Source organism: Vibrio sp. 10N.261.46.A3 (assembly GCF_041472995.1).
Classification (GTDB): Bacteria; Pseudomonadota; Gammaproteobacteria; order Enterobacterales; family Vibrionaceae; genus Vibrio; species Vibrio coralliirubri.
In genome coordinates this window covers 75,503-99,327 of the sequence record NZ_JBFRRH010000046.1, presented here as the reverse complement: position 1 = coordinate 99,327, position 23,825 = coordinate 75,503, and the positions used below count along the sequence as shown (strand labels likewise).

At 45.3% G+C, this 23,825-nt stretch carries 17 protein-coding genes; 10 read left to right on the top strand and 7 right to left on the bottom strand.

Annotated features, from left to right (window positions below):
- Positions 1-83: 83 nt before the first annotated feature.
- The 7 genes from AB4484_RS12420 to AB4484_RS12390 form a co-directional block, all read right to left on the bottom strand.
- Positions 84-1,988 carry a propionyl-CoA synthetase gene (locus tag AB4484_RS12420; protein WP_372078456.1) on the bottom strand — a complete coding sequence of 635 codons (1,905 nt, stop codon included), beginning with the start codon at positions 1,986-1,988 and terminating at the stop codon, positions 84-86.
- A 118-nt stretch (positions 1,989-2,106) separates the two neighbouring features.
- Positions 2,107-3,279: a 2-methylaconitate cis-trans isomerase PrpF gene (prpF, locus tag AB4484_RS12415; RefSeq protein ID WP_372078454.1), complete on the bottom strand. Its 1,173-nt coding sequence runs from the start codon at positions 3,277-3,279 to the stop codon at positions 2,107-2,109.
- A 9-nt stretch (positions 3,280-3,288) separates the two neighbouring features.
- Positions 3,289-5,925 (bottom strand): Fe/S-dependent 2-methylisocitrate dehydratase AcnD, encoded by a 2,637-nt coding sequence (gene acnD / locus AB4484_RS12410; RefSeq protein WP_372078452.1) that lies wholly within the window; start codon positions 5,923-5,925, stop codon positions 3,289-3,291.
- Between the two features lie 101 nt (positions 5,926-6,026).
- On the bottom strand, positions 6,027-7,229 hold the full coding sequence (prpC, locus tag AB4484_RS12405; RefSeq protein WP_372078450.1) for a 2-methylcitrate synthase: 1,203 nt from the start codon (positions 7,227-7,229) through the stop codon (positions 6,027-6,029).
- Between the two features lie 146 nt (positions 7,230-7,375).
- The gene (gene prpB / locus AB4484_RS12400) at positions 7,376-8,272 is read right to left on the bottom strand and encodes a methylisocitrate lyase (protein WP_372078448.1); all 897 of its coding nucleotides are present in this window, start codon (positions 8,270-8,272) and stop codon (positions 7,376-7,378) included.
- Between the two features lie 100 nt (positions 8,273-8,372).
- Positions 8,373-9,092, bottom strand: coding sequence for a GntR family transcriptional regulator (locus AB4484_RS12395; RefSeq protein WP_372078446.1), 720 nt, complete (start codon positions 9,090-9,092; stop codon positions 8,373-8,375).
- 392 nt (positions 9,093-9,484) lie between these two features.
- On the bottom strand, positions 9,485-12,658 hold the full coding sequence (locus AB4484_RS12390; protein WP_372078444.1) for an HD domain-containing phosphohydrolase: 3,174 nt from the start codon (positions 12,656-12,658) through the stop codon (positions 9,485-9,487).
- 372 nt (positions 12,659-13,030) lie between these two features.
- On the opposite strand from AB4484_RS12390, the gene AB4484_RS12385 reads away from it, so the two are divergent.
- From AB4484_RS12385 to tssF, 10 genes are all read left to right on the top strand, one after another.
- The gene (locus tag AB4484_RS12385) at positions 13,031-15,013 is read left to right on the top strand and encodes a type VI secretion system Vgr family protein (protein ID WP_372078442.1); all 1,983 of its coding nucleotides are present in this window, start codon (positions 13,031-13,033) and stop codon (positions 15,011-15,013) included.
- 60 nt (positions 15,014-15,073) lie between these two features.
- Positions 15,074-15,634, top strand: a complete 561-nt coding sequence (locus AB4484_RS12380) for a DUF6931 family protein (protein WP_372078440.1) — start codon at positions 15,074-15,076, stop codon at positions 15,632-15,634.
- A gap of 9 nt (positions 15,635-15,643) precedes the next feature.
- On the top strand, positions 15,644-15,943 hold the full coding sequence (locus tag AB4484_RS12375; protein WP_017110734.1) for a PAAR domain-containing protein: 300 nt from the start codon (positions 15,644-15,646) through the stop codon (positions 15,941-15,943).
- A 220-nt stretch (positions 15,944-16,163) separates the two neighbouring features.
- Complete coding sequence (locus AB4484_RS12370) at positions 16,164-17,630, top strand: ImpA family type VI secretion system protein (RefSeq protein ID WP_372078437.1); 1,467 nt, start codon at positions 16,164-16,166, stop codon at positions 17,628-17,630.
- 32 nt (positions 17,631-17,662) lie between these two features.
- Positions 17,663-18,184 carry a type VI secretion system tube protein Hcp gene (locus AB4484_RS12365; protein ID WP_017110736.1) on the top strand — a complete coding sequence of 174 codons (522 nt, stop codon included), beginning with the start codon at positions 17,663-17,665 and terminating at the stop codon, positions 18,182-18,184.
- Between the two features lie 19 nt (positions 18,185-18,203).
- Positions 18,204-18,707 (top strand): type VI secretion system contractile sheath small subunit, encoded by a 504-nt coding sequence (gene tssB, locus AB4484_RS12360; protein WP_009846607.1) that lies wholly within the window; start codon positions 18,204-18,206, stop codon positions 18,705-18,707.
- Positions 18,707-20,185: a type VI secretion system contractile sheath large subunit gene (tssC, locus tag AB4484_RS12355; protein WP_048606898.1), complete on the top strand. Its 1,479-nt coding sequence runs from the start codon at positions 18,707-18,709 to the stop codon at positions 20,183-20,185. Before tssB ends, tssC begins: the two co-directional genes overlap by 1 nt.
- A gap of 38 nt (positions 20,186-20,223) precedes the next feature.
- Complete coding sequence (locus AB4484_RS12350) at positions 20,224-21,618, top strand: type VI secretion system contractile sheath domain-containing protein (RefSeq protein ID WP_372078434.1); 1,395 nt, start codon at positions 20,224-20,226, stop codon at positions 21,616-21,618.
- The gene (gene tssE, locus AB4484_RS12345) at positions 21,618-22,040 is read left to right on the top strand and encodes a type VI secretion system baseplate subunit TssE (protein WP_048606902.1); all 423 of its coding nucleotides are present in this window, start codon (positions 21,618-21,620) and stop codon (positions 22,038-22,040) included. The genes AB4484_RS12350 and tssE overlap by 1 nt, the downstream gene beginning before the upstream one ends.
- Complete coding sequence (tssF, locus tag AB4484_RS12340; protein ID WP_050650600.1) at positions 22,033-23,784, top strand: type VI secretion system baseplate subunit TssF; 1,752 nt, start codon at positions 22,033-22,035, stop codon at positions 23,782-23,784. Before tssE ends, tssF begins: the two co-directional genes overlap by 8 nt.
- The last annotated feature ends 41 nt before the right edge of the window (positions 23,785-23,825 follow it).

Sequence of the window (23,825 nt, the reverse complement as noted above, 5' to 3'; positions counted from 1 at the left end):
AATAAAGTAGAGTTTAGGTAAACCATCACGCTGGCTTATGTATAGATCAACAAGCCGAAGATCAGATTACCTAAGCAAAAAACTTATTTACCGAGCTTTTCAGCAATTTCCGTTAAGCTGGTAGGATCGTCAATCGTCGAAGGCACCACATATTGTTCACCTTCTGCGATCTGCCGGATGGTTCTGCGTAAAATTTTGCCTGAGCGTGTCTTAGGTAGTCTCTCAACAACCAAGGCTTGCTTAAAACAGGCTACAGCGCCGATCTCATTACGAACCTTACCTACAAGTTCAGCTTGTAACTCTGTACCATCCACTTTTACGCCATCTTTCAGCACAACTAAACCCAGAGGTAACTGCCCTTTTAAGTCATCATGAATCCCGACTACCGCACATTCTGCAATAGCAGGGTGACCGCCAACGATTTCTTCCATTTCTCCCGTCGACAGACGGTGTCCCGCTACGTTTATCACATCGTCGATACGGCCCATGATAAATAGATACCCATCTTCATCAAGATAGCCACCGTCCCCAGAAACATAATAGCCCGGGAATTGGCTCAGATAGCCAGATTCAAATCGATCATGATTACGCCAAACTGTTGGTAGACAACCGGGTGGCAACGGGCGTTTAAGAGCCACAAAACCTTGTTGATTCGTTTGTGCGATTTCACCCAACTCATTGAGGATCTCGACTTGGTAACCCGGAACAGGTTTGGTTGAAGAACCCGCTTTTACAGGTAAAGACTCTAGCCCTGTAGGATTCGCAGAGATAGCCCAACCAGTCTCCGTTTGCCACCAGTGGTCGATAACCGGTTTGCTCGTATGAGATTCAACCCAGTCTAATGTTGGCGGATCCAAACGCTCTCCCGCCATAAAAATCGACTTGAGCGATGATAAGTCATACTTGGTGAGCAACTCGCCTTCAGGATCTTCTTTCTTAATGGCTCTAAATGCCGTTGGAGCAGAAAACAATACATCGACCTTGTATTCTTCACACACACGCCAGAATGCGCCGGGATCTGGCGTTCTGACTGGCTTGCCTTCAAACAAAATGGTCGTACAGCCATGAATCAATGGCGCATACACAATATAGGAATGCCCCACTACCCATCCGACATCAGAAGCCGCCCAAAACACGCCATCTTGCGGCATATCGTAGATAGTGCTCATCGAGTATTTCATGGCGACCGCATGACCACCATTATCGCGCACCACGCCTTTTGGCTTACCCGTCGTTCCTGATGTATACAAGATATATAGTGGGTCAGTTGCTAGAACGGGCACACACACGTGAGGCAAAGCATCGTTAACCGCTTGTTGCCAAAGTACATCGCGTTCGTTGTTCAATTCGGCTAGAGACTGCTCTCTTTGGAATACCACTACTTTTTCAGGCTTCCATCGGCTGTCCATGATCGCGCGATCAACCATCGGCTTATATGGCAAGACTTTGTTTATCTCGACACCGCAGGAGGCAGTAATCAACACCTTGGGCTCGGCATCTTCAATTCGAACAGCAAGCTCATGAGGGGCGAATCCGCCAAACACCACCGAATGCACCGCGCCAAGTCGTGCACAGGCCAACATTGCCATTGCCGCTTCAGGAATCATCGGCATGTAGATCACCACACGATCGCCTTTGGTAACGCCTTGCGTGGCTAACATACCAGCGACTTTAGCCACTTGGTTACGCAATTGATTGTAAGTGTACGAGGATTGAGTTCCTGTAACTGGAGAGTCGTAAATCAGTGCGGTATTGTCACCTCGCCCATTTTCACAATGATAATCCAGCGCGAGCCAGCAGGTGTTCATCACCCCATCAGGAAACCAACGCTCAATTCCGTTATCATCAGTTTGTAATATCGTTTTAGGTGGTTCAAACCAATCTATCGCTTGTGCTTGTGTTTCCCAGAACGAATTTGGGTCTTCCCTCGCCCATTGATACTCGGTGATGTAATCTGTTTTTCTAGTCATTCGATTCGTAGCAGACATAGTGCCTCCTCCATGATTTATCCATTTGTCCAAGCAACTAGCTTTTAGCAGTGTCACTTGGGTGCACTCTTTTCTCAGCGTAGTGTTCGTGAACATTTAACCGTTCACGACAATCGCTTTACTTGGGAAAAGGCACACGAATGGCACCTTCCATGATCACTCGGGCACTACGACTCATAATCGCCCTCTCAATTCTCCACCCACTTTCGGTCTGCAGCGCTTTCGCACCTACCTTTAAGGTTCCTGACGGGTGTCCAAAGGTCACAAAATCTCGATAACCCTCACCGACTGCCAAGTTAACTAACGTACCCGGAACACTGGCCGCTGAAGCAATGGCGACCGCAGCCGTACCCATCATGGCATGGTGCAATTGCCCCATAGACAAAGCACGCACCAGAAGGTCAGTATCTTCAACAGCAACCGCTTTACCACTTGAGGCTTGGTAAGCTTGAGGCTTAGCAACAAACGCGACTTTAGGAGTGTGTTGGCGTGATTCAGCTTGCTCTAGGGAATCAATAAGTCCCATCGCAACTGCACCATGTGCTCGGATGGATTCAAACAGAGCCAAGGCTTTTGAATCACTGTTAATATCCGATTGAAGCTCTGTACCTTGATAACCAACCGATTCAGCATCAACAAAAATGGTTGGTATCCCGGCATTGATGTAAGTCGCTTTGATACAACCCAGCTCAGGAACATCTAAGAAATCGACAACATTCCCTGTTGGAAACATCGACCCACTCGCATCGGCTGGGTCTAGAAAATCGACTTGAATCTCAGCGGCGGGGAAAGTCACACCGTCGAGTTCAAAGTTACCTAACTCTTGGACTTCACCATTAACGATAGGCACGTGAACAATGATGGTTTTCTCTATGTTTACTTGCCATACTCGCACCTCGACCACTCCGTTTTCTGGAATACGGTTTGAATCGACTAGGCCACTATAAATAGCAAATGGGCCAACCGCTGCAGATAAGTTTCCGCAGTTACCGCTCCAATCAACGAACGGCTTATCTATTGCCACTTGACCAAAGAGGTAATCAACATCGTGATCGGCTTTTCTGCTTTTCGAAACAATAACGGTTTTACTGGTACTGGATGTTGCCCCCCCCATGCCATCGGTTTGCTTGCCATAAGGATCCGGGCTGCCAATCACACGCAGAAGCAATGCGTCTCGTGCTTCTCCGGCGACTTGCGCAGCTTCAGGTAACTCTTCTAAATTGAAAAAGACACCTTTGCTTGTTCCGCCCCGCATGTAGGTAGCAGGTACTTTTATCTGTTTGATGTTCATAACCAGCTCCTACTGGGCGAGAAAGTCTTTGGCGAAACGTTGCAACACGCCACCAGCGCTATACACGTTCACTTCGTCTGCGGTATCTAGTCGGCAGGTTACTGGCACATCAAGCTTTTCACCGTTTTTACGAGTGATCACTAAAGCCAAATCAGAACCTGCTTGGATGTCACCGTACACGTCGTAAAGCTCAGTGCCATCCAGCTCTAAGGTGTTGCGATTGGTCCCCGCTTTGAATTGCAGAGGCAGCACACCCATGCCAACCAAGTTGGTTCTGTGAATTCGTTCAAACCCTTCAGCCACAATCACTTCAACACCCGCTAAGCGCACACCTTTGGCTGCCCAGTCACGCGATGAACCTTGTCCATAATCCGCACCCGCCACGACAATCAAAGGCTGTTTTCGGTTCATGTAGGTTTCTATCGCTTCCCACATTCGCGTAACTTGACCCTCGGGTTCAACTCTTGCCAATGAACCTTGGACGACTTCTCCAGCGTCCTTCACCATTTCGTTAAACAGCTTAGGGTTGGCGAATGTTGCTCGTTGCGCGGTTAAGTGATCACCTCGATGGGTCGCGTAAGAGTTAAAATCCTCTTCCGGCACTTCCATTTTGGTGAGGTATTCCCCCGCCGCGCTCGAAGCGAGAATCGCATTTGATGGAGATAAGTGATCTGTGGTGATGTTGTCACCCAGAATAGCCAAAGGCCTCATACCAGATAGGCTTCGCTCTCCCGCAAGAGCTCCTTCCCAATAAGGTGGCCTGCGAATATAGGTACTTTGAGGTCGCCAGTCATAAAGCGGTTCAGTCGTTACCTGATCATCACCTGGCTGGAACATTTTTACGTAGATTTGTTGGAATTGCTGAGGCTTAACATGCTCACCGACAACAGCATCGATCTCGGCATCACTCGGCCATAAATCACTTAAGTAGATTGGCTTGCCATTGTTGTCAGTGCCTAAGCTGTCTTTCTCGATATCAAAGCGAATCGTGCCAGCCAACGCGTAAGCAACCACCAATGGCGGTGAGGCTAAAAACGCTTGTTTTGCATAGGGATGGATTCGACCATCGAAGTTTCGATTCCCTGATAACACCGCGGTTGAATACAGGTCGCGGTCGATGACCTCTTGTTGGATTTTAGGATCCAACGCCCCACTCATTCCGTTACATGTCGTACACGCATAGCCGACGATACCAAAGCCTAATTGTTCAAGTTCAGGAAGCAAACCTGCCGACTCAAGATAGAGCTTGGCAACTTTAGAACCCGGCGCAAATGACGTTTTCACCCACGGCTTACGAACTAATCCAAGCTGATTGGCTTTCTTAGCCACCAATGCTGCGGCGACTACGTTTCTTGGATTGCTGGTGTTGGTACAAGAGGTAATTGCTGCGATGATTACGGCACCATCGGGCATTTGCTCGTCGCTGTACTGCTTAGCATGCTGCTCTTTCCAAGATGTTTGACTGATGCCTTGTTCAGCCAGCTCTCTGGTTGGCAAACGACGATGAGGGTTCGAAGGTCCTGCAAGATTACGCTCAACCTTCGACAGATCAAACTCAAGTACGCGCTCATATTGAGCTGAATCTAAATCGTCAGCCCATAGCCCAGTTTGCTTAGCGTAGCGTTCAACTAATTCAACCTGTTCTGGCTCTCGCCCTGTAAGCTTGAGGTATTGAATGGTCTGCTCATCGATGTAAAACATACCCGCTGTCGCGCCGTATTCTGGCGTCATGTTGGAGATGGTTGCGCGGTCACCAATGGTCAGTGCACGAGCCCCTTCACCGAAGAATTCCAAATAGCTTGAGACCACTCTCTCATTTCGAAGGAACTCAGTAATCGCAAGCACAATATCCGTTGCGGTTATCCCTTCTTGTCGTTGACCCGTCAGTTTAACGCCGACAATATCAGGCAAACGCATCATTGACGGACGACCGAGCATCACAGTTTCAGCTTCCAAGCCGCCCACACCAATCGCAATAACGCCCAGAGCATCAACGTGCGGTGTATGGCTGTCTGTGCCGACACAAGTATCAGGAAACGCGATGCCCTCTTTGGATTGAATCACCGGAGACATCTTCTCCAAGTTGATCTGGTGCATGATCCCGTTCCCTGCAGGAATCACACTCACGTTCTTAAACGCAGTTTTACACCATTCTATAAAGTGAAAACGGTCTTCGTTTCTGCGCTCTTCAATCGCTCGGTTTTTATCAAACGCTTGGTTATCAAAGCCTGCATGTTCCACGGCTAACGAGTGGTCAACAATCAGCTGGGTTTCGACCACTGGATTAACCTTGGCAGGGTCTCCGCCTTGGTCGGCAATCGCGTCTCTTAATCCAGCCAAATCAACCAAAGCGGTTTGACCAAGAATGTCATGACACACCACGCGAGCAGGATACCAAGGGAAATCTAAGTCGCTCTTACGGTCAATGATCTGTTTTAAGCTGTCTTCAAGGGTTTCAGGATCACAGCGTCTTACCAATTGTTCCGCCAACACTCGCGACGTATAAGGCAAGGTTTTGTAAGCGCCTGGGGATATTGCTTCTATCGCTTCGCAAGCGTCGAAATATTCTAAGCCCGTTCCCAGTAGAACCTTTCGATACTTGCTTTCATCAAGCTCTTGGTTTCTTTCAAGTTTTACATCAGACATACATCCACCATTATCTGTTAAATGCTATTCGTTGGCTCTCGAGGCCTTATCACATGAAGAGAAAAGTCACCTCGAGATATAAGTCGGCTCGATATAGAGGACTAACGTAAATGGATTGGTAGCCAGTCTTGATGCTCTGGCCCGGTGTAGTCTGCACTTGGACGAATAATTCGATTGTTTTCTCTTTGCTCGAATACGTGTGCCGTCCAACCCGTAAGGCGGCTCATCACGAAGATAGGAGTAAACAATTTGGTTGGGATGTCCATGAAGTGGTAAGCCGATGCATGGAAGAAGTCCGCATTACAGAACAGCCCTTTCTCGCGCTTCATTACAGCTTCAACACGCTCTGAAACGGCGTAAAGCTGTTTATCTCCCACCTCTTGAGCAAGCTCTTTTGACCAACGCTTGATTAAAGCATTTCGTGGGTCACTTTCACGATAAATGGCATGACCGAAGCCCATGATTTTGTCTTTGTTAGCAAGCATCTGCATGATGTTAGTTTCAGCTTCATCGGCGGTTTGCCAATCTTGAATCATTTCCATCGCCGCTTCATTTGCACCGCCATGTAAAGGACCTCTCAACGTACCAATCGCTGCTGTAACGCACGAATGGATATCAGACAGAGTTGATGCACACACACGAGCAGCAAAAGTAGAGGCATTAAACTCATGTTCGGCGTACAGGGTTAGCGAGCAGTGCATCACCTTCTTATGAAGTTCACTCGGTGCTTTATCCGTTAGCATTTTCAAGAAGTAGCCACCCAAATACGCTTCACTTTGATCTTCAGTATCAATGCGCACGCCATCATGGCTAAAGCGGTACCAGTAACAAATAATCGCAGGGAAAAGCGCAAGCATTCGTTCGGTCGCGGACAATTGGCCAGAAAAATCAGACTCTTGCTCTAGATTACCTAGCATTGAACACCCCGTTCTCATCACATCCATAGGATGAGCGTCTGCAGGGATAAGCTCTAGTGCTGCTTTCAAAGGTTCAGGCAAGCCTCGCAAACCAATCAACAATGTTTTGTAATCGTCTAACTCTTTTTCACTGGGTAAATGACCTCTTAGTAACAGATGCGCCACTTCTTCGAACTGAGCATGATTAGCAAGATCGGTAATATCATAACCACGGTAGGTTAAGCCGGTTCCTGATTTTCCGACCGTACATAGCGCCGTGGTTCCCGCACTCTGGCCACGTAGACCAGCACCACCGATGGCAGGTGCGCTGGCTGTTTTTTCGCTTTGTTGTTGGTTTTCTGTTGAAGCCTTTTCGACAGCTGCTTTATCACTCAAAGATACAGACATGGTGAACTCCTTTTCTGTGTTAGCCGCCTGCACTCTTTGGTGCTGCCTGTTTATGTGTCCGGTGATCTTTATCATCGGTACTGGATATGGCGACTAACCATTTCACGTTATTGGATTAAGTTGATTTTTGATTAATTGAAACTAGGTTACCCTTCGCTTGAAAACAACTGATCAAGCTTGTTCTCGTAGTCGTGGTAATTCAAGTGTTCGTAAAGCTCCTTACGGGTTTGCATTGAATCCAACAGAGCTTCTTGATTGCCTTCAACTAGCAAGTGCTTGTAAACATTCTCCGCCGCTTTGTTCATCGCACGGAACGCACTCAACGGATAGAGCACCATGTCCACACTTGATTGGGCCAACTCGTTACAGTTGTAGAGTGGTGTTTGGCCAAATTCAGTGATGTTCGCAAGAATAGGCACGTGCTTACCCGTTGCTGATTTCAGCGCTGCCGAGAACTTCACGTATTGATCGAGCTGATTCATGGCCTCAGGGAAGATCATGTCCGCGCCCGCTTCAACACAAGCTATCGCTCGCTCAATCGCGCTATCAATGCCTTCAACTGCTAATGCATCGGTACGCGCCATAATCACAAAGCTGTCATCGGCTCTGGCATCGGTTGCCGCTTTGACTCTATCGACCATCTCTTGCTGGCTCACAATCGCTTTATTTGGTCGATGACCACAGCGTTTTTGCGCAACTTGGTCTTCCATATGAATCGCAGCTGCACCCGCTTTTTCCATAGCTCGAATGGTCCGTGCAATATTAAATGCGCCCCCAAAACCCGTATCGATATCCACCAGCAATGGCAGATTACATGCGTTAGTAATACGTTCAACATCGACCAACACATCGTTCAATGTGGTGATGCCTAAATCAGGCAACCCATAAGACGCATTGGCGATACCTCCACCAGACAAATAGATCGCCTGATGCCCCAAGTTCTTTGCCATCATCGCGCAATACGGATTCACCGTACCGACGATCTGCAATGGGTCGTTGTCTTGCACAGCTTGTCGGAACTTAGCTCCTGCTGATAACTTCATAATGACGCTCCCTGTTAATTGTTTATTTCTATCTAACTTTTATAACTACTGATGTTTAGCTCTCGTCTGCGAAGAACCGCTGGCAAATACCAGTCGTCAGTTAATCAAGATCTTTGGATTGAATTTGTTGTTCTATAAGCAATCGGCTTCCCGAGATGTGTCTTCGCATTAGCATTTCTGCCAGCTCTTCATCACGGTTACGAATCGCTTGCAGGATGTATTTGTGTTCGTCGAGCGCCTCTTTTGGTCGAGATTGTGCTCTTGGCGATTGATAGCGATACATGCGTAATAAGTGATAAAGCTCGTCACACAACAACGAAATGAGTTTGCTGTTACGACTCGCTTTAATAATGCGGTAATGAAAATCAAAATCCCCATGTTGATGAAAGTAAGAAGAACCTTCGACTTCATCGATGTGTTTTGAGTGTGTCGACAATAACCCTTCAAGCCCGACAAGCTCTTCTTGTGTGATATGTCGCGCTGCTAAGCGAGCCGCCATGCCTTCCAATGCCTCTCGCACCGCGTACAACTCGAGTAGTTTGTCTGCCGAAAAGGTAATAACTCGAGCCCCTACATGAGGAATGCGTTCAATCAAGCCAAGCCCTTCAACACGCATTATCGCTTCACGTAGTGGACCTCGGCTTACCTCAAAGCGTTTAGCCAGTTCAGGTTCCGAGATCTTACTACCCGGTGGTAATTCACCGTTAACAATCGCCTCAACGAGATACTCAGTGAGGTTTTCTGATTTAGTGTTCTCTTTATCGTTCACACGTGTTTTCGTGTTTGTACTTAAGCTGAGATCTTTTATCGCAGTATTCATATTCACGCTGCTCACTTCTAATTGCCGAACCTTAATTGTCAACAATTCCATAACATGAACATAAAATACACGATCAAATTGTCGACAATCAAGCTAATTGTCGACAATTTAGACTAAGGTAGTATTTTTTATAGACGATAAAAACTTATCCAAAAGGACACTAAAAACAACTCAACCATCTGTTATTTATAGATTTAATCAGAGTAAGAGCCACTAAATCCTTATCTACTCTAAAATTATTTGGAATCAATGTGTCGACAACTTATCGCCAAACTTGTCAATCGCAGCTCCCTCTTTGTCTATCCACCTGCTCACCAATAAACAGATATAAAAAAGGCGCACTCATGTGCGCCTTTCATTCATCGAACCCGTTCTAACAAGCCAACCTTTAATCAAGCTATCTGACGAGTAAGTTCGAGGTATTTGTTGATATCAACGAAATCAACTTGTTCCGGTTTGAGATACTCTTCTGCATAACGCAGGTGAGTACCGCTGGTTAAGAACAATCTAAACAGTTCGATATCGAGATGCTCGTCCAACGCCATTTTATACATGATGTCGACAGCAACACTGATTGGCTTCGCCTTCTTATAAGGCCTATCCGCAGCGGTCAACGCCTCAAAAATATCGGAGATCACCAGAATACGTTCTGGGATTGATAGGTCATCACCTGTCAGCTTCCTTGGATATCCCGTACCTTTGAGTGTTTCATGATGCGTCGAAGCATATTGAGGAACACGGCTTAGTTCTTTCGGGAATGGTAAGTTCTCTAGCATCTTAATCGTAGCAAGCATGTGCTCGTTTATCTTGAATCTGTCTTCAGCAGTCAACGTGCCGCGTGCAATACTCAGATTGTAGACTTCGCCTAGGTTGTATAAATGCTCAGGTACATCCATTTTGATTTGATGTTTCGGGTCAAACTCTAACGGTCTATCTCTTTTCACTATATGCTCTGCTTTATCACTTAACAGTGGCTCTGTCGCAGGTAAGCTTGCACTCGGTTCTCGGTTCAACGCCTCTACCGGCGATAAACCAAGTTGATCATCAAAGTTACGTGTCCAAGTCGTCTCAGCTATCGAGCGAATACGAGCGACTTTGTCATCACTCATGAATTCACCACCAACGTTCGATGTCGCGATAAAAGTAAAGTCATCTTGCAGCTGTTGTTTGGTTGCCACAAGCTCATCGGTTATCTGTTGCGTTGATAGCGTACCTTCAAGTTGCTTTCTCAAAGCGGTGATTTCCGCATCACGCCAAAGTACTTCAAATCGAGTTCTCACCTCGTGAATTCGGTTGTAGTTCGCTTCTAGCTTCGTACCTTTATCGACGATGTGTTCAGGTGTCGTGATCTTGCCACAATCGTGAAGCCAAGCCGCAATTCTGAACTCACGACGTTCGTCATCATTTTTAAACTCAAAATCTTTGAAATGATCGGACTGTGATTTCTCAGCCGCGTCAGCCAACATCAAGCCTAGTTCTGGTACACGATTACAGTGCCCTGCCGTATAAGCGGATTTATCATCGATAGCTTGGGCGATAAGCTTGATAAACGACTCCACAAACGCCTCTTGTGTCTGTTCATGCTGCTTAATCTCTGCCGCCATGCCTTTCACTGCCACAGACAGCTCCCATACCTCTTTAATTCGCGTATTAAGCACAGACACATTGTCGTAATCACGCTGCCTAATTTTTTGCGTTTCAGCTTTGAGTTGACGGATCGGTCGAACAATAGGCGCACCAAAGATCCAAGCTACTGGCAAGGTTAGGCTCATAAGAAGCACCGTCACACCAATAGACGTAGCAACTCGTTTGTTTACCGCGCTGTAGATTTCTGCTTCCGGTATCGCAACGGCAAAATATTCAGAATAGTGCTCGCCCGTTTCAATCTTTTTCAGATAAAGACGCTTAGGTTCTCCATTGAGCACAATCTTAACCATTTCGCCTTCGGTAGTAGCCGTTGCAGTACGTTCATAAAGCTCAGTGTAAGGAATGGTTGTACCTGTGTTGAGAGCATGATGATGGAACCATTTTTGTGACAACACTGCTTTTTGTTCATCAGTGAGTGCGCGAATGGCTTGATTTAGGATTGGTAATAGCTGTTGATGTTTGTTCTGCAGCACAATGTGGAATTGGTTTGGGTAATTAGCTTTGAGATCCAACAGTACTTCATTAACTTTCAGCCTTGCATGGAAAAACTTATCCAATGAGAATTCCAACACAGGCTTAGCGTCGAGTACTGCAAAGCTCTCACCACGATCAACAGCATCAAATGCCAATTCCATACTAGGAAACTCTACGAGCTCAATATTTGGGAAGTCATTTCTGAGTTGAGGAATAACCGACCACCCAGATAAAATCGCCACCTTTTTTCCGCTGAGATCTCCATAGTTTGAGACCATCTGTGCGTTTTCTCGCGTCACAACAGAGAAAGGTAACTCGTAGATTGCATCCGTGTATAAGCCTTTTACTCCGTTGCTTTCGTAATTCTGAATAGAGTGCAAACCATCGATGCTTCCCTCATGAAACTTGCCCGTTAGCTCTGCCCACGAAAAGCCATTAACAAACTCGAACTTAACACCACTCACTTCACTGACCATTTTCAAAAGATCAATCGCATAACCGTGTGGTTGTCCAGATACCGCGAAATCCATTGGCCCCCAATCGCTTTGATTAGAGAGTAACAAAGGAGGTGTGTTCTCAATGACGGCTTGTTGCTGAGCAGACCAATCGATTTTACTTGCCTGAGGGAGTGCATGTTTCGTTTCAGTGTCTCGATTAGACGCAATGATATTGCCCGATTTGGAGTACAAAAAGGACTCAACCTGACTGTCTTCATCTAAACCTAACGCGCTCGCAGATAGCTTACTCGCTAACGAAGACAACACGATATCAATGCCAATTACATGTTGCGTGTCACCAACGGCCTTTGATTCAAAAGCTAAGGAATAAGTTTGTCCCGTGATCTGAAGATGCTGGAAAAGATAAGGCTGTGTTTTCTCAACCGTCTCTGTATTTGCGGAAACATACCAAGGCCGTGTCGTAGGAAAGTAATTGCTCGGTTCAGTCTTTGAGTCTCTAAGGTTAAATTCAAGGTCGTAATACTTAGTCGTACGAATCCGCCCTTCTTCCCTGTCGCTTATCTCGATCACCACCCAGCGATCTGAGCGATCAGCACCAATTTTTTCTCTAACAAAAGGAGAAGATTCCAGATTGATAATTTGGAAGAAGCGTTCGTTAGAAGAACCTATATAAATACTGTAAAAAAGAGGGTTATCTTTTATCGCTTCTGAGAGGATCCCGCGCGACTCTTCTCGAGAGATTTGATGACTAATAGAGCGATGTACTGAAGAGAGTAAGCGAGCGGTATTTATCGCATCTGAATCGACGTTGCCGATATGATCGCTTAAATCCTGAGATACCATGGTCAACTTCGACAAGGTATGCTCGGTCGCCATTTTCTTACTGAAGTAGTATTGAAGTGAAACCGCGACGATCGCCGTCAGCACTGTCGCAAGTAAAAACATCCCTCCAACGGTAAACCGCAACGAGATTTTTGTGTTTGCCATTATTCTATCCTTGAATAACCACTAGCCCAGAAATGTAACATGCTAGCAATATTTATATTATTACTACGGCATACTATCTCTAGCAACACATTATTCTATATATTATTCAAGATCTCCCTATATCCCCTTCTACGTCGCAATATCATTGTATTTAAATGACATTTAACAATATAAATCAGCTGCCAATTACCATAATTAATTTAATGGTATTAGTTTTCATAAAATGGAAACACCTCACGCCTTTGTTGTCAGGCTTATTATATTATTTACTTTATGCTATAAATTTAGATATAAAATTTTAACATTAAGTCAGTTCGTTAGTATCGACATAACCTTATGTCAGAACATCTTCGAGCATTATCAGGCGAGCCTATGACGGATAATTTCTCCCCTTCTGCCAGCACTATTGTGGCAAAAGATTCTAAAAGCAACGAGCATGCAGTCAGCGATTTTGCTATTTCTGAGTACTTATCGAAGCCTTTTAAAATCGAACTAACCATTATCTCAAAAAACTTTGTCATCGATGAGCAATTGGGGCAAAAGCTCTCTATTACCCGCTTCGTTAATGACACCGATAATTTGACCGCTACGCGAGTATTCAACGGTATTGTTACGCAGGTTCAATTACTGGGTATGGACGGTAACCTGCAGTACTCTAGTTACCGCGTCACTCTAAGGCCTTGGTTCTGGTTATTGAAGCACACCCACTCTTTCCGCGTTTACCAAAACCAATCAACGAAAGACATCGTTTCAGACGTGTTGACCCAAGCAGGCTTCAGTGGCTCTTATAAGACGGGCACCATGCCTTCGTCTAAACGTGAATATTGCGTTCAATACGATGAAAGCGACTTTGATTTCGTAACCCGATTGCTCGCAGAAGAAGGCGTTCACTACTTTTTTCAACACAGCGATTCCGATCATCTAATGATGCTGCAAGATGCGCAGAGCCCCTTTCAAAAGTCGGATGCTAGCAAACTCGACATGATTGAGGTCCCATCAGGCAGCAATCCATTAATCAACAAATGGATGCCACAGGGTCAATTTCATGGTGCTAGTATTGAGCTAACCAGCTACGACTACTCACAAACCAAATTGGTGAGCAGTAAGGAGAAGAAGTCCAGCCATAAGATCGCCAACAACACCAAGTTGACCAAGCAGTTTTACCCTAACCTTGGTATCACTGGTGGCATGGAAGATCTCGCTAGCAACCTAGTCAAAAGGCGAATAGAACAGCTCGAACAAAGTTATCAAACCGTTGAAGCCGAAGCTCAACACGATTCATTTGAATTAGGCACTTGGTTCTCATTATCTTCCCATTTAGATAAGTCTCAACTCGGCGATTATCTGGTCACAGAACTTCACATTCGATACAACACAGATAATCACTGTGAGACCAAACTTACCCTACTCGATACATCAATTCCGAATTACCCGTCACCGAGAGACAAAGCCAAAATCCACGGTTTGCAAAGCGCGATTGTCGCAGGCAGTACGGCAGGTGAAATCAATCAAGACGATCAAGGCCGTGTACGTATTAAATTTCATTGGGATACCGAAGCCTCTGGTGACAAAACAAGTTGCTATGTGCGTGTCGCTCAAATGATGGCAGGCAGTGGTTACGGTGCTCAGTTTATTCCGAGAGTCGGACAAGAGGTATTAGTCAGCTTCATTGATGGCGACCCTGACCAACCGATTATCACAGGAAGTGTTTATAACAGTAAAAACCCGCCACCTTACAAAGAGGCGAACGCCACAAAAACAGGGATTAGCACCAAATTAAGTGGCTTAGCGAATGAGATCTATTTCGATGACAAGAAAGATAATGAGCTGTTGTACATGCACGCGACCAAAGACTTCACCAAAGAGGTCGAGAACAACCTGACGGAGACGATCAAAGGTGAGCTGATTCAGAAAACCACCAAGCAAGTGACCGTCTCAACAGAAGATAACTACACACTTAGCTCGGATAAAGCGATCAGTGAGAAAGGCAAATCCATTTCACTTGAAGCTGATGACAAGATAGAGCTGACCGTTGGCTCAAGTAAGATCACCATGTCTTCATCTTCAATCAGTATCGAAGCTAGCAATATTGATATCAAAGCCAGCAGTGCGCTCAATCTCGAAGGGATGAACGTGACCAGCAAGGCTACATCTGCAAACAAGATTTCAGGCGTTACCACGGCTCTAGAAGCAACGAGCTCCAATAGCATTAAAGGGCTCAGTGTCGCGATTAAAGCCGATACCACCCTCTCAGCTGAAGGTTCACTAAGTGCCGAGTTTAAATCCGGCCTAAAAGGCACTTTCGATGGTGGCGTGATGGGTGAATTAAAAGGTGCGATTGTTAAGGTGAATTAGCGAATTTAAATCGCCAGCACTTAAACCACGCCGCAGTACAAATTTAGGTAGAACGAAAACATGTATAAAAAGATTCCGTATCAGACAGGCCGACAGTTACTCGATAGGTTCTCAAGCTCTGATGAAGCTCAAGCGCTGATCGATGAAGAACTCAATATTGATGACTCCATTGAAGCGTTGTTGGAAAACGAGCTCTATTTCGATTTAGTTCAGTTTCTGGCTCACGGGCTACCGGTTCGAGAGGCCATTTGGTGGGGCGCGCACACGCTCGATGCAAGAAATGACGTCTGGTCTGCAATGCAAAAGCAATGTATTTCCACAGCTAAAGCGTGGGTCAAATCGCCATCAGAAGAGCAACGGCGCAAGAGTGAACTATTCTCTAATAAGCTCAAATTAAATTGCGGGCCTTCTTGGTTAGCCCAAGCCGTATTTTGGAATGGTTCTGGCAGCATTGTGGCACCTGATTTACCCAATGTACTCCCAGACCCTTTTCTGTATTCGAAAGCGGTAGCAGGCGCGATAAACCACTCCGCAGCACTGCCCAATTGGGATAAAACCGGCGAGTACTATAAGAAATCTATTGGAATTGCCCTTGAGCTTGCCAAAGGCAGTAAGGCATAGGAGTTACTGATGACGTTAGCTGCACGATTAACTGACATGCACGTTTGCCCAATGCAGACACCCGCTGTTCCGCCGATCCCTCACGTAGGTGGGCCAATCAGTGGGCCCGGAGTACCAACCGTTCTCATTGGCAATATGCCAGCCGCGACGCTTGGGGACATGTGCGTATGTGTCGGGCCTCCAGATAGCATCATCAAAGGCAGTGCCACTGTGCTCATAATGAGTAAACCAGCAGCACGCATGGGAGATACAACCAGCCACGGCGGTACAATTGTTCTAGGTATGCCAACTGTGATGATTGGAGGCTAAATACCTTACTTTTCATAGGGTTTCAAAAAAACCGTGACATCGGTCCACTTTCTTAGATGAAGTTCAAAGTTTTGAGTAAATATATATTTTGCATGAGACTTTTCACGAAAAAGCTCTAGAATTAATAAATGTTAACAAGTATTTACGAAATATAAGGATTATGTATCAAATATGACACTTTGGTGCGATCAGGATAACAATAGATTTTTACAGGATGTATATGACAGAAATCGCTCGCCTACTTGTTCCAATCTCGGATGAAGAGCCTTCAGGCTCTTATTTGAAGTTAGATCGAAGTGCCTATCGCAGTTTGAGAAACGTTTATAATAGCGCTCAATCCTCATTTCGACAGTTGGTTGAAACGCCTGATGCATCGTCTGATCCCGCAATCGTCGATGCCAATACAGACAACTGGGCTGAATTAAGAAAGATTTCAGAAGAAACGCTGACCTCACAGTCCAAAGACTTAGAGATATTAGGTTGGTACATCACAAGCCAACTTTTTACTTCTCAACCATTTCATAACCTTGCTAATGCTATCCCGGCTTTAAACCTTTTCATCGACCAATTCTGGGATACGCTAAACCCTATGCTTCCGGAAGCTAAACTCAAAGCTTCTGACGATGCAGGGAAAGCAAAGGAAATCACTGAATTTAAAACTAAACCCCTACTTCAACTCGTTGGTGAGTCTGTTGATTCAAGCTCCGTTTATATTCCTTTTCAAATGCTTGATTTTTGCGCAGGCGTTACTTTTGGTGATTACCTCACTGCAGAGCGTAAAGGCAATATCGCAGAGCTAAAAGAATCAGCATTAGGCTCATTTGATGGAAGTGTTTCAGAAACACTCTATCTACTAGCGAGTATTTTTAATGAATTAGAGATTGCAGAGAAAAACTTAGCTGAAAAATGCCAAGCTGTTGGTGCGACCGTAATCAGCTTCAACTTCATTAAGACAAACGTACGTGACTTAATTAAAGCGATACATTTCCTTGTTGGAGAAAAATTCGCTCCTTGGCCTTTGGATGACAACTTCCACGTTATCCAAAATTCAACAGAAGCACCTCAACAAGACGATTCGGCACACTCGGCACTACAGCAAGCTAGTGCCCCCCAAAATGACTCGAGCCCAGCCACTGAAACAAGCCAAAATTCAGGGGCTATTAATCCGGTAAACAAAGGTAGCGGAAGCGTGGCTAGTCACGGGCAAGCCCAAGCACTAAACAGCCTTGCCTCTCAAAACCAAACTCAAACGATTGTTCAAAACGTCTCGAGCATCAACGGCTTTGTTAATCGCGATCATGCGTTTCAAGAAATTAGAAAAATCGCAGAGTACTTTAAAGAAACAGAACCTCATAGCCCTATTGCATTCTTACTCGAGCGTTCAATTCGTTGGGGCTACATGAGCTTCCCAGAGTTACTCCAAGAAATGGTTGGCAATGAAAGTGTCATCGCCCAAATCAATCAAATGACAGGAATGGACAACCTAGACAAAACCGATTTGTCAGGAAAGTCCGTTCCAGTAATGACTTCCGCTCCGGAGAGAACTCCGGTAGCAACACCGACTATTGAAGAGCCAGCGGCAGTATCGCCAGTTCCTGATAGTTCAAATAGTACGACAGATACAAACCAAACATCTGAACCGACTTCCAACTCATCATCGAGCAGCCTGCAAGATTTTGAGTGGTAAAGCACATTAATGCGTTGAGCAAGGAGAAAGTAATGGCTTCTATTTTTATGAGAATTGATGGTACGACACCAAAAGGTGCAGCAACGGTAGAAAAGATCGGGGGTAAAGATGGATTCTTTGCACTTGATAGCGTTTCTTGGAGTGCAGTACGTGGTGTTGGTATCGATGTAGGTAATGCAAACAATGCGGACCAAGGTATGGTTGCTCTTGGTGAAGTCAACATGACTCGTGGCTGTGATGGTGCAACACCTCATCTAACCACTTTCTTATATGCTCCGGGTCCAGAAGGTCGCACTGTTGAAATCGTTATGACAAAACCAAACCGTGAAGGTTCTGGTGCTGATCCATATCTGATTCTAACGCTTAAGATGGCTCGTATGTCTAGCTACAACATGTCTGGCACAGACGGTTCACTTCCAAGCGAATCTTTCAGCCTAACCTACACAGAAATTTCTAAGGCTTACTACATTGAAGCAGACGGCGGTAAGATCGAGAAAGGCCCTGAGGTTGGCTTCGATGCGACTACAGCTAAAGTTACTTCAACTGCTAAGTAATTAAACAAGGAGAGTTACCGTGGCACTAAATTCCCAACATAAACGCGTAAGTAAGAACCGCGTAAGTATTACCTATGACGTTGAGACTAATGGCGCTGTAGAAACCAAAGAGCTCCCTTTTGTTGTTGGGGTTATTGGTGACTACTCAGGCCATAAGCAAGACAAAGAAGAAGTGGAAGATCGTACCTTCTATAACGTTGATAAAGACAACTTCGACACTGTAATGAAGCGTGTTGGCCCTGAATTATCCCTAAAAGTAGACAATGTACTTGCCGGTGATGACAGCCAGTTTGAAGCGAGCCTTAAGTTTGACTCGATGAAAGATTTCGAACCTGAAGCAATTATCGAACAGGTTGAACCGCTGAAAAAACTCGTCGAAACCCGTAATCAACTGAAGGTACTTCTTTCTAAAGCCGATCGTTCCCGCGATCTAGAAAAGCTGCTTAAAGAAGTTCTACAAAGTGCAGATACGATTAATGCTCTTTCTGATGAGCTTGGCATTAAAGAAGAAGGAGCTGAGTAATGAGTACTGAAACTGAGAATCAAGCGCAACCGGAAGCAGCGGAAGGCTCACTGAGCTTCCTAGACCGTGCGATTGAAGCAACCACTCAAACTCCTGCAGACACGACAAAAGAACTGTTTTCTGTACTTACAGAGCAAGCTCTTTCTGGCACCGTGACGTGGGATAAGAACGTTACAAAAACAATTGAAAACGCAATCTCAGAGATAGATAAAAAGCTATCTCAACAGTTATCTGAAGTCATGCAACAAAAAGATTTACAGAAACTTGAAGGCTCTTGGCGTGGTCTACAAAAACTTGTTAAAGAGAGCGAACTTGGTCGTGATCTAAAGATCAAAATGGTCGATTACACTCAAGAAGAGCTACTTGATCAATTTGAAGATGCACCAGCGATTGACCGTAGCCCGTTATTCAATGCGGTTTACCAAGGTGAGTTTGGTACCGCGGGTGGTGAACCTTACGGCACATTCATCGGTGATTACGAGTTCAGCGCGAAAGATGAAGATGTTGCTCTACTTCGCTACATGGGTGAAGTTGCTGCAGCGTGTCACGCACCATTCGTTGCCGCTGCCAATGCTGAGATGTTCGAGTTTAATGACTTCCAAACATTCTCTGAAGGTAAGCCTGTTGCTGCAGGTTTCGACTCTCCGGCTTACGCTGCGTGGAATTCATTCCGTGAGAGTGATGATGCTCGCTACGTAACCCTAACACTACCACGAACTCTTGCTCGCCTACCTTATGGTGACAAAGGTTTGAGTACTGATGTCTTCGCTTATGAAGAGCTTGGTACTGATATGGATGGTAACCCTAAGCCAACCAGCAATGATCAGTTAGTTTGGTCTAATGCTGCGTACGATCTGGGTCTTAAAATGACTCAAGCTTACACGGCTTCAGGTTGGTGTACGTCTATTCGCGGTCTGGATAACGGCGGTAAGGTCGAGAACCTACCAAACCTAACGTACAAGTCTGAAGCGGGTGACCTACTTCAGCAGTGTCCAACAGAAGTTAACCTAACAGATGAGCGTGAGAAAGAGCTTTCTGACCTTGGTTTCCTTCCTTTGGTTCACTACAAAAGCTCGAACTACGCTGTGTTCATCGGCGGTCAAACAACTCAGAAGCCTAAAACCTTCACTGACCCAGATGCAACAGCAAACGCGGCAATTTCAGCTCGTTTGCCTTACATCATGGCAAGTAGCCGTATCGCCCACTACCTGAAAGTAATGGGTCGCGACAAGTTAGGCTCGAATCTTGAAGCTCCGGATATCAAACGAGAGCTACAACTATGGATCGACCAATACACCAACGCGGGTGCCATTGGTAATGAGCAACGTGCAAAAACCCCTCTTTGTGAATCTCGCATTGAAGTGGTCGAGCAACCGGGTAAGCCAGGCGCGTACTCAGCTGTCGCTCATCTAAGACCTTGGTTACAACTTGAAGAATTGACGACCTCAGTTCGAATGGTTGCTAAGATTCCAGGCTAATATGGATTTGGCCGGAGCAATCCGGCCAAAAATTTTGTATGAAGTTAAATACAGAATGGCAAAACAGATTCAATCAATTAGATGACACAGATAATACCTTTATGAAAGAGGCTTTATCTCTGTTATCTGAGCTAGACAAACACTCCTTAAGCTCTAAATCCTCACTAATTTCATTGATATCTACACTTATATCAACAATCGATTCCAAACTCAGTTTACAGCTTGATGAAGTCCTCCATGAACCAGAGTTTCAAAAACTGGAACGCAACTGGTTAAGCCTTCAGCAGCTTGTTTCCCTACCCGTCAGTTACCAAAGAGCGCATGTAAAACTGCTCGATATGAACTGGACGGAGATCTCTAGCGACGTCAATCAAGCCTATTCCACCAAATCCAGCGACTTGTATAACAAGATCGGTAATAACGAACTGAATACCTTAGGTGGTCACCCTTTTGGTTGCATCACCTTTAGTCATCCTATCTCGATGGACATCGATTTTGATGCCGACTACGACGATCTGTTTACCGTAGAACTGTTAGGCAAATTAGGCGAAGCAACACTCTGCCCTATGTTGTTTTCACCCGTAGCAACCTTCTTTGGTGAAAGCGGTGCCGATTGGTTATCTGATATCGAACGTATCAATAAGATCCTTTCCGGCCCCGACTTTAAAGCGTGGCAGGATTTACGCAGTAAGCCGAGCTCTCGCTTTATTGGCATGGCGCTACCACAAATCCGCCTGAGAGACGCATACAAGAATCGACGCGCTGGCTTCATTTACAACGAGCAAGGTCAAGGAGCTTGGGGGTTAGCCAATATGGTACTGGCTACCACTATCATGCGAGAGTTTCACCGCGTGAACTGGTTTGGCTTCCTAAAATCCCGTTGGAACGACAAGCTGCAAGGTGCCGTCGTTAACCTACCAACCAATCACTATTTCGACAGCCATCTGCAAAAACCGGTGACGGATATCAGCTTGTTCGGCCAACTGTCGAACTTCTACGCTCAAAGCGGCTTTATCCCATTAGCGAAGAGCCCGTTAACCGATAAGTTTTACTTCAATGGTAACAACTCAATTTGGCAGTGCGGACAAAACGACAATGACAAAGTGCTCACGCAGATTCAAACCACACTGATGTCTTGCCGAATTGCTCATTACCTAAAAGTTCAAGTAAGAGAGATGATCGGCAGCTTCAACAACGCTACCGAGTGTGAACTGTTTTTGACCCATTGGATTGAAAAGTTCTCGAGTAACGTTTCATTTGCCAATGAGGAAACCTTATCCAAATACCCACTCAGCTTCGCCAAAGTGAGCGTGACGGAATCGAGTTCTCAAGCTGGCAGCTTCGCTTGTACTCTGCGCATTGTTCCTCAATACCAATTTGATTACTTCAGTGGTGAAGTTGTGCTGACCACCGACCTAAATGAGGTGGCGTAATGAGTTTTTGGAAGACCTTTATCAGTGATTCAAAGCCCTATCAGGATGCGGAGATTGAAGACATCAAGTTTCATCTCACCAAGCTACTTGAAGCAGAGGCATCATTGACAGATATCGATAACCGACTGATAGAAGTCAATCGCTCGAACTTAAAGTTTGGTATCGAAGATATTCAATTACTAAGTGCCACTCTAGAAAAAACACAACTGACTCTGCGTATTGAAACGTGGATAAAAAGCTTTGAGCCACGACTCCATGACATCTCGGTAGAGCTTGGAGAGCGCAAAGAGGGTGACAACTCACTGTCGTTCAACATCATCGCTAAGGTTAAGACAAGTCATGGTGAACAAGACCTTATCTTTGACTCCAAAATAGCATTAAGTGACCTAACCACCTCATTAGAAGAAGATAACTATGACTGAACCTATTATGCGTTACTTCGAGCAAGAGCTGGCTTTTGTGCGCCGTTCATTAGGTCAGTTCGGTCAGGAGTACCCGACGCACGCTGAGAAGCTCAATATTCATCAGGGGAAGATTGAAGACCCTAGCATGGCTCGTCTATTAGATGGCGTCGCACTATTGAATGCTAAGGTAGAAAAGAAACTATCAGAGCAGTTACCTGAAGTCATCGAAGGTATACTAGGAGTGCTCTATCCTTCTTATATACAAACCGTTCCTAGCGTTGCTTATCTTGAGTTACTCGCAGAAGAAGGCCCGATTGAATCAAGTACTTTGCCAAAGGGTTCGCTTTTCTCAAGTACAAACACCAAAAACGAATGTCTATTTAGAACGGTTGATGAACTCAAAATAGCGCCGTTTAGCTTAGGTAACATCAAAGCGCTAAGCGCCCCGTTTAGCTTCAATAGACCCAAATCGGCGAATCAAAGCTCAGCGGTCGTTCAGATCTCACTGAACACCGGCGACCCCGAAGTGCATTTCAGCCACTTAGAACTGAATGACCTCGACTTTTTCGTCAAAGGGTTTGAAAACAATGCGGACTCTCTAGTCGAACTTCTTCTCAATAACACCTTAGCGATTTCTATCTCAGACAACGAATGCGCTCGACATGTCACCATTGATAGCCACCAGCTTAAAAATCGAATCAGCGATCTCGAGTTTAAGTTTTTACCTGAGCATGGTAATCAATTCACGGGCTACCAACTGATTAACGAGTTTTTCTTTTTCAAAGAGAAGCGACAGTTCTTTAGGCTTAAGAACTTTGCAGATTACGCAGGCCAATTTGATGAATCGGAGATCATCATTAACTTGTTCATGTCGTCATTGCCATCCGAATTTATCCGCCTATTCAATAAAGATGTTTTCAAGTTAAACGTAATGCCAGCGATTAACTTGTTTGAGCAGACAGGCGAACCTATTGCGTACGATCACAGAACCCTTTCAGTTCCTGTGAATGCCGACGCGCATAGTGACAATAATATTGAAATCATCGAAATTCAGAAGGTGTACGAAATCACACCTAACGGTGAAATACCGTTAGTTCCTCTTTTTAAAGAGAAATACACCCACAATCAGCAATATGACTACTGGCAAAGTAAACACAATCACTTTGGTGAAATGAGCATCGCAATCTCGCTATCTGAAGCGCCAGAGGCTGAATTTAGTAAGCTACTTGGTACTCACTTGTTGTGTACAAATGGCAAGCAAGCGTGTGGCGTAAGCGGTACTTTGGAATGCCTGGAGAGTATTGATTTGCCCGGCGATTTTTCGCCTATTTATCCTCCTTCGGCACCCATTACAAAGGAAGTCGACCAAAATATCCATTGGGAATTCATTAGCTTACTGAACACCAACTTTTCATCACTGGTACAGTCTAGTAATCCGGTTGCTGACCTCAAGCATATGTTGAGTTTGTGCAGTCGAGAACAAGTATCGAGCGCTGAAATTCAAATGATTCACTCGATCACGTTTAACTCTCAAGTGTCTGCGATTCGCGTTCTAGGCAAAAATGTATTCTCTCCAGGAACCGAGATTGAACTCACACTCGATGCAACCTCGCCCTACTTGGCGTTTGCCGACGTGTTAAATCGCTTCTTCCAACAGTTTTGTAGTTTTGATCGATATATACAACTCAAGATCCGAATCTACGGACGAGATGGTGTCGTTAAAAAGTACCCTAAGATTCACGGTAGTCAATTGTGCTTATAACTCAGCGAATATCGGCAATCCTGCGAACGGGAAATAACCAG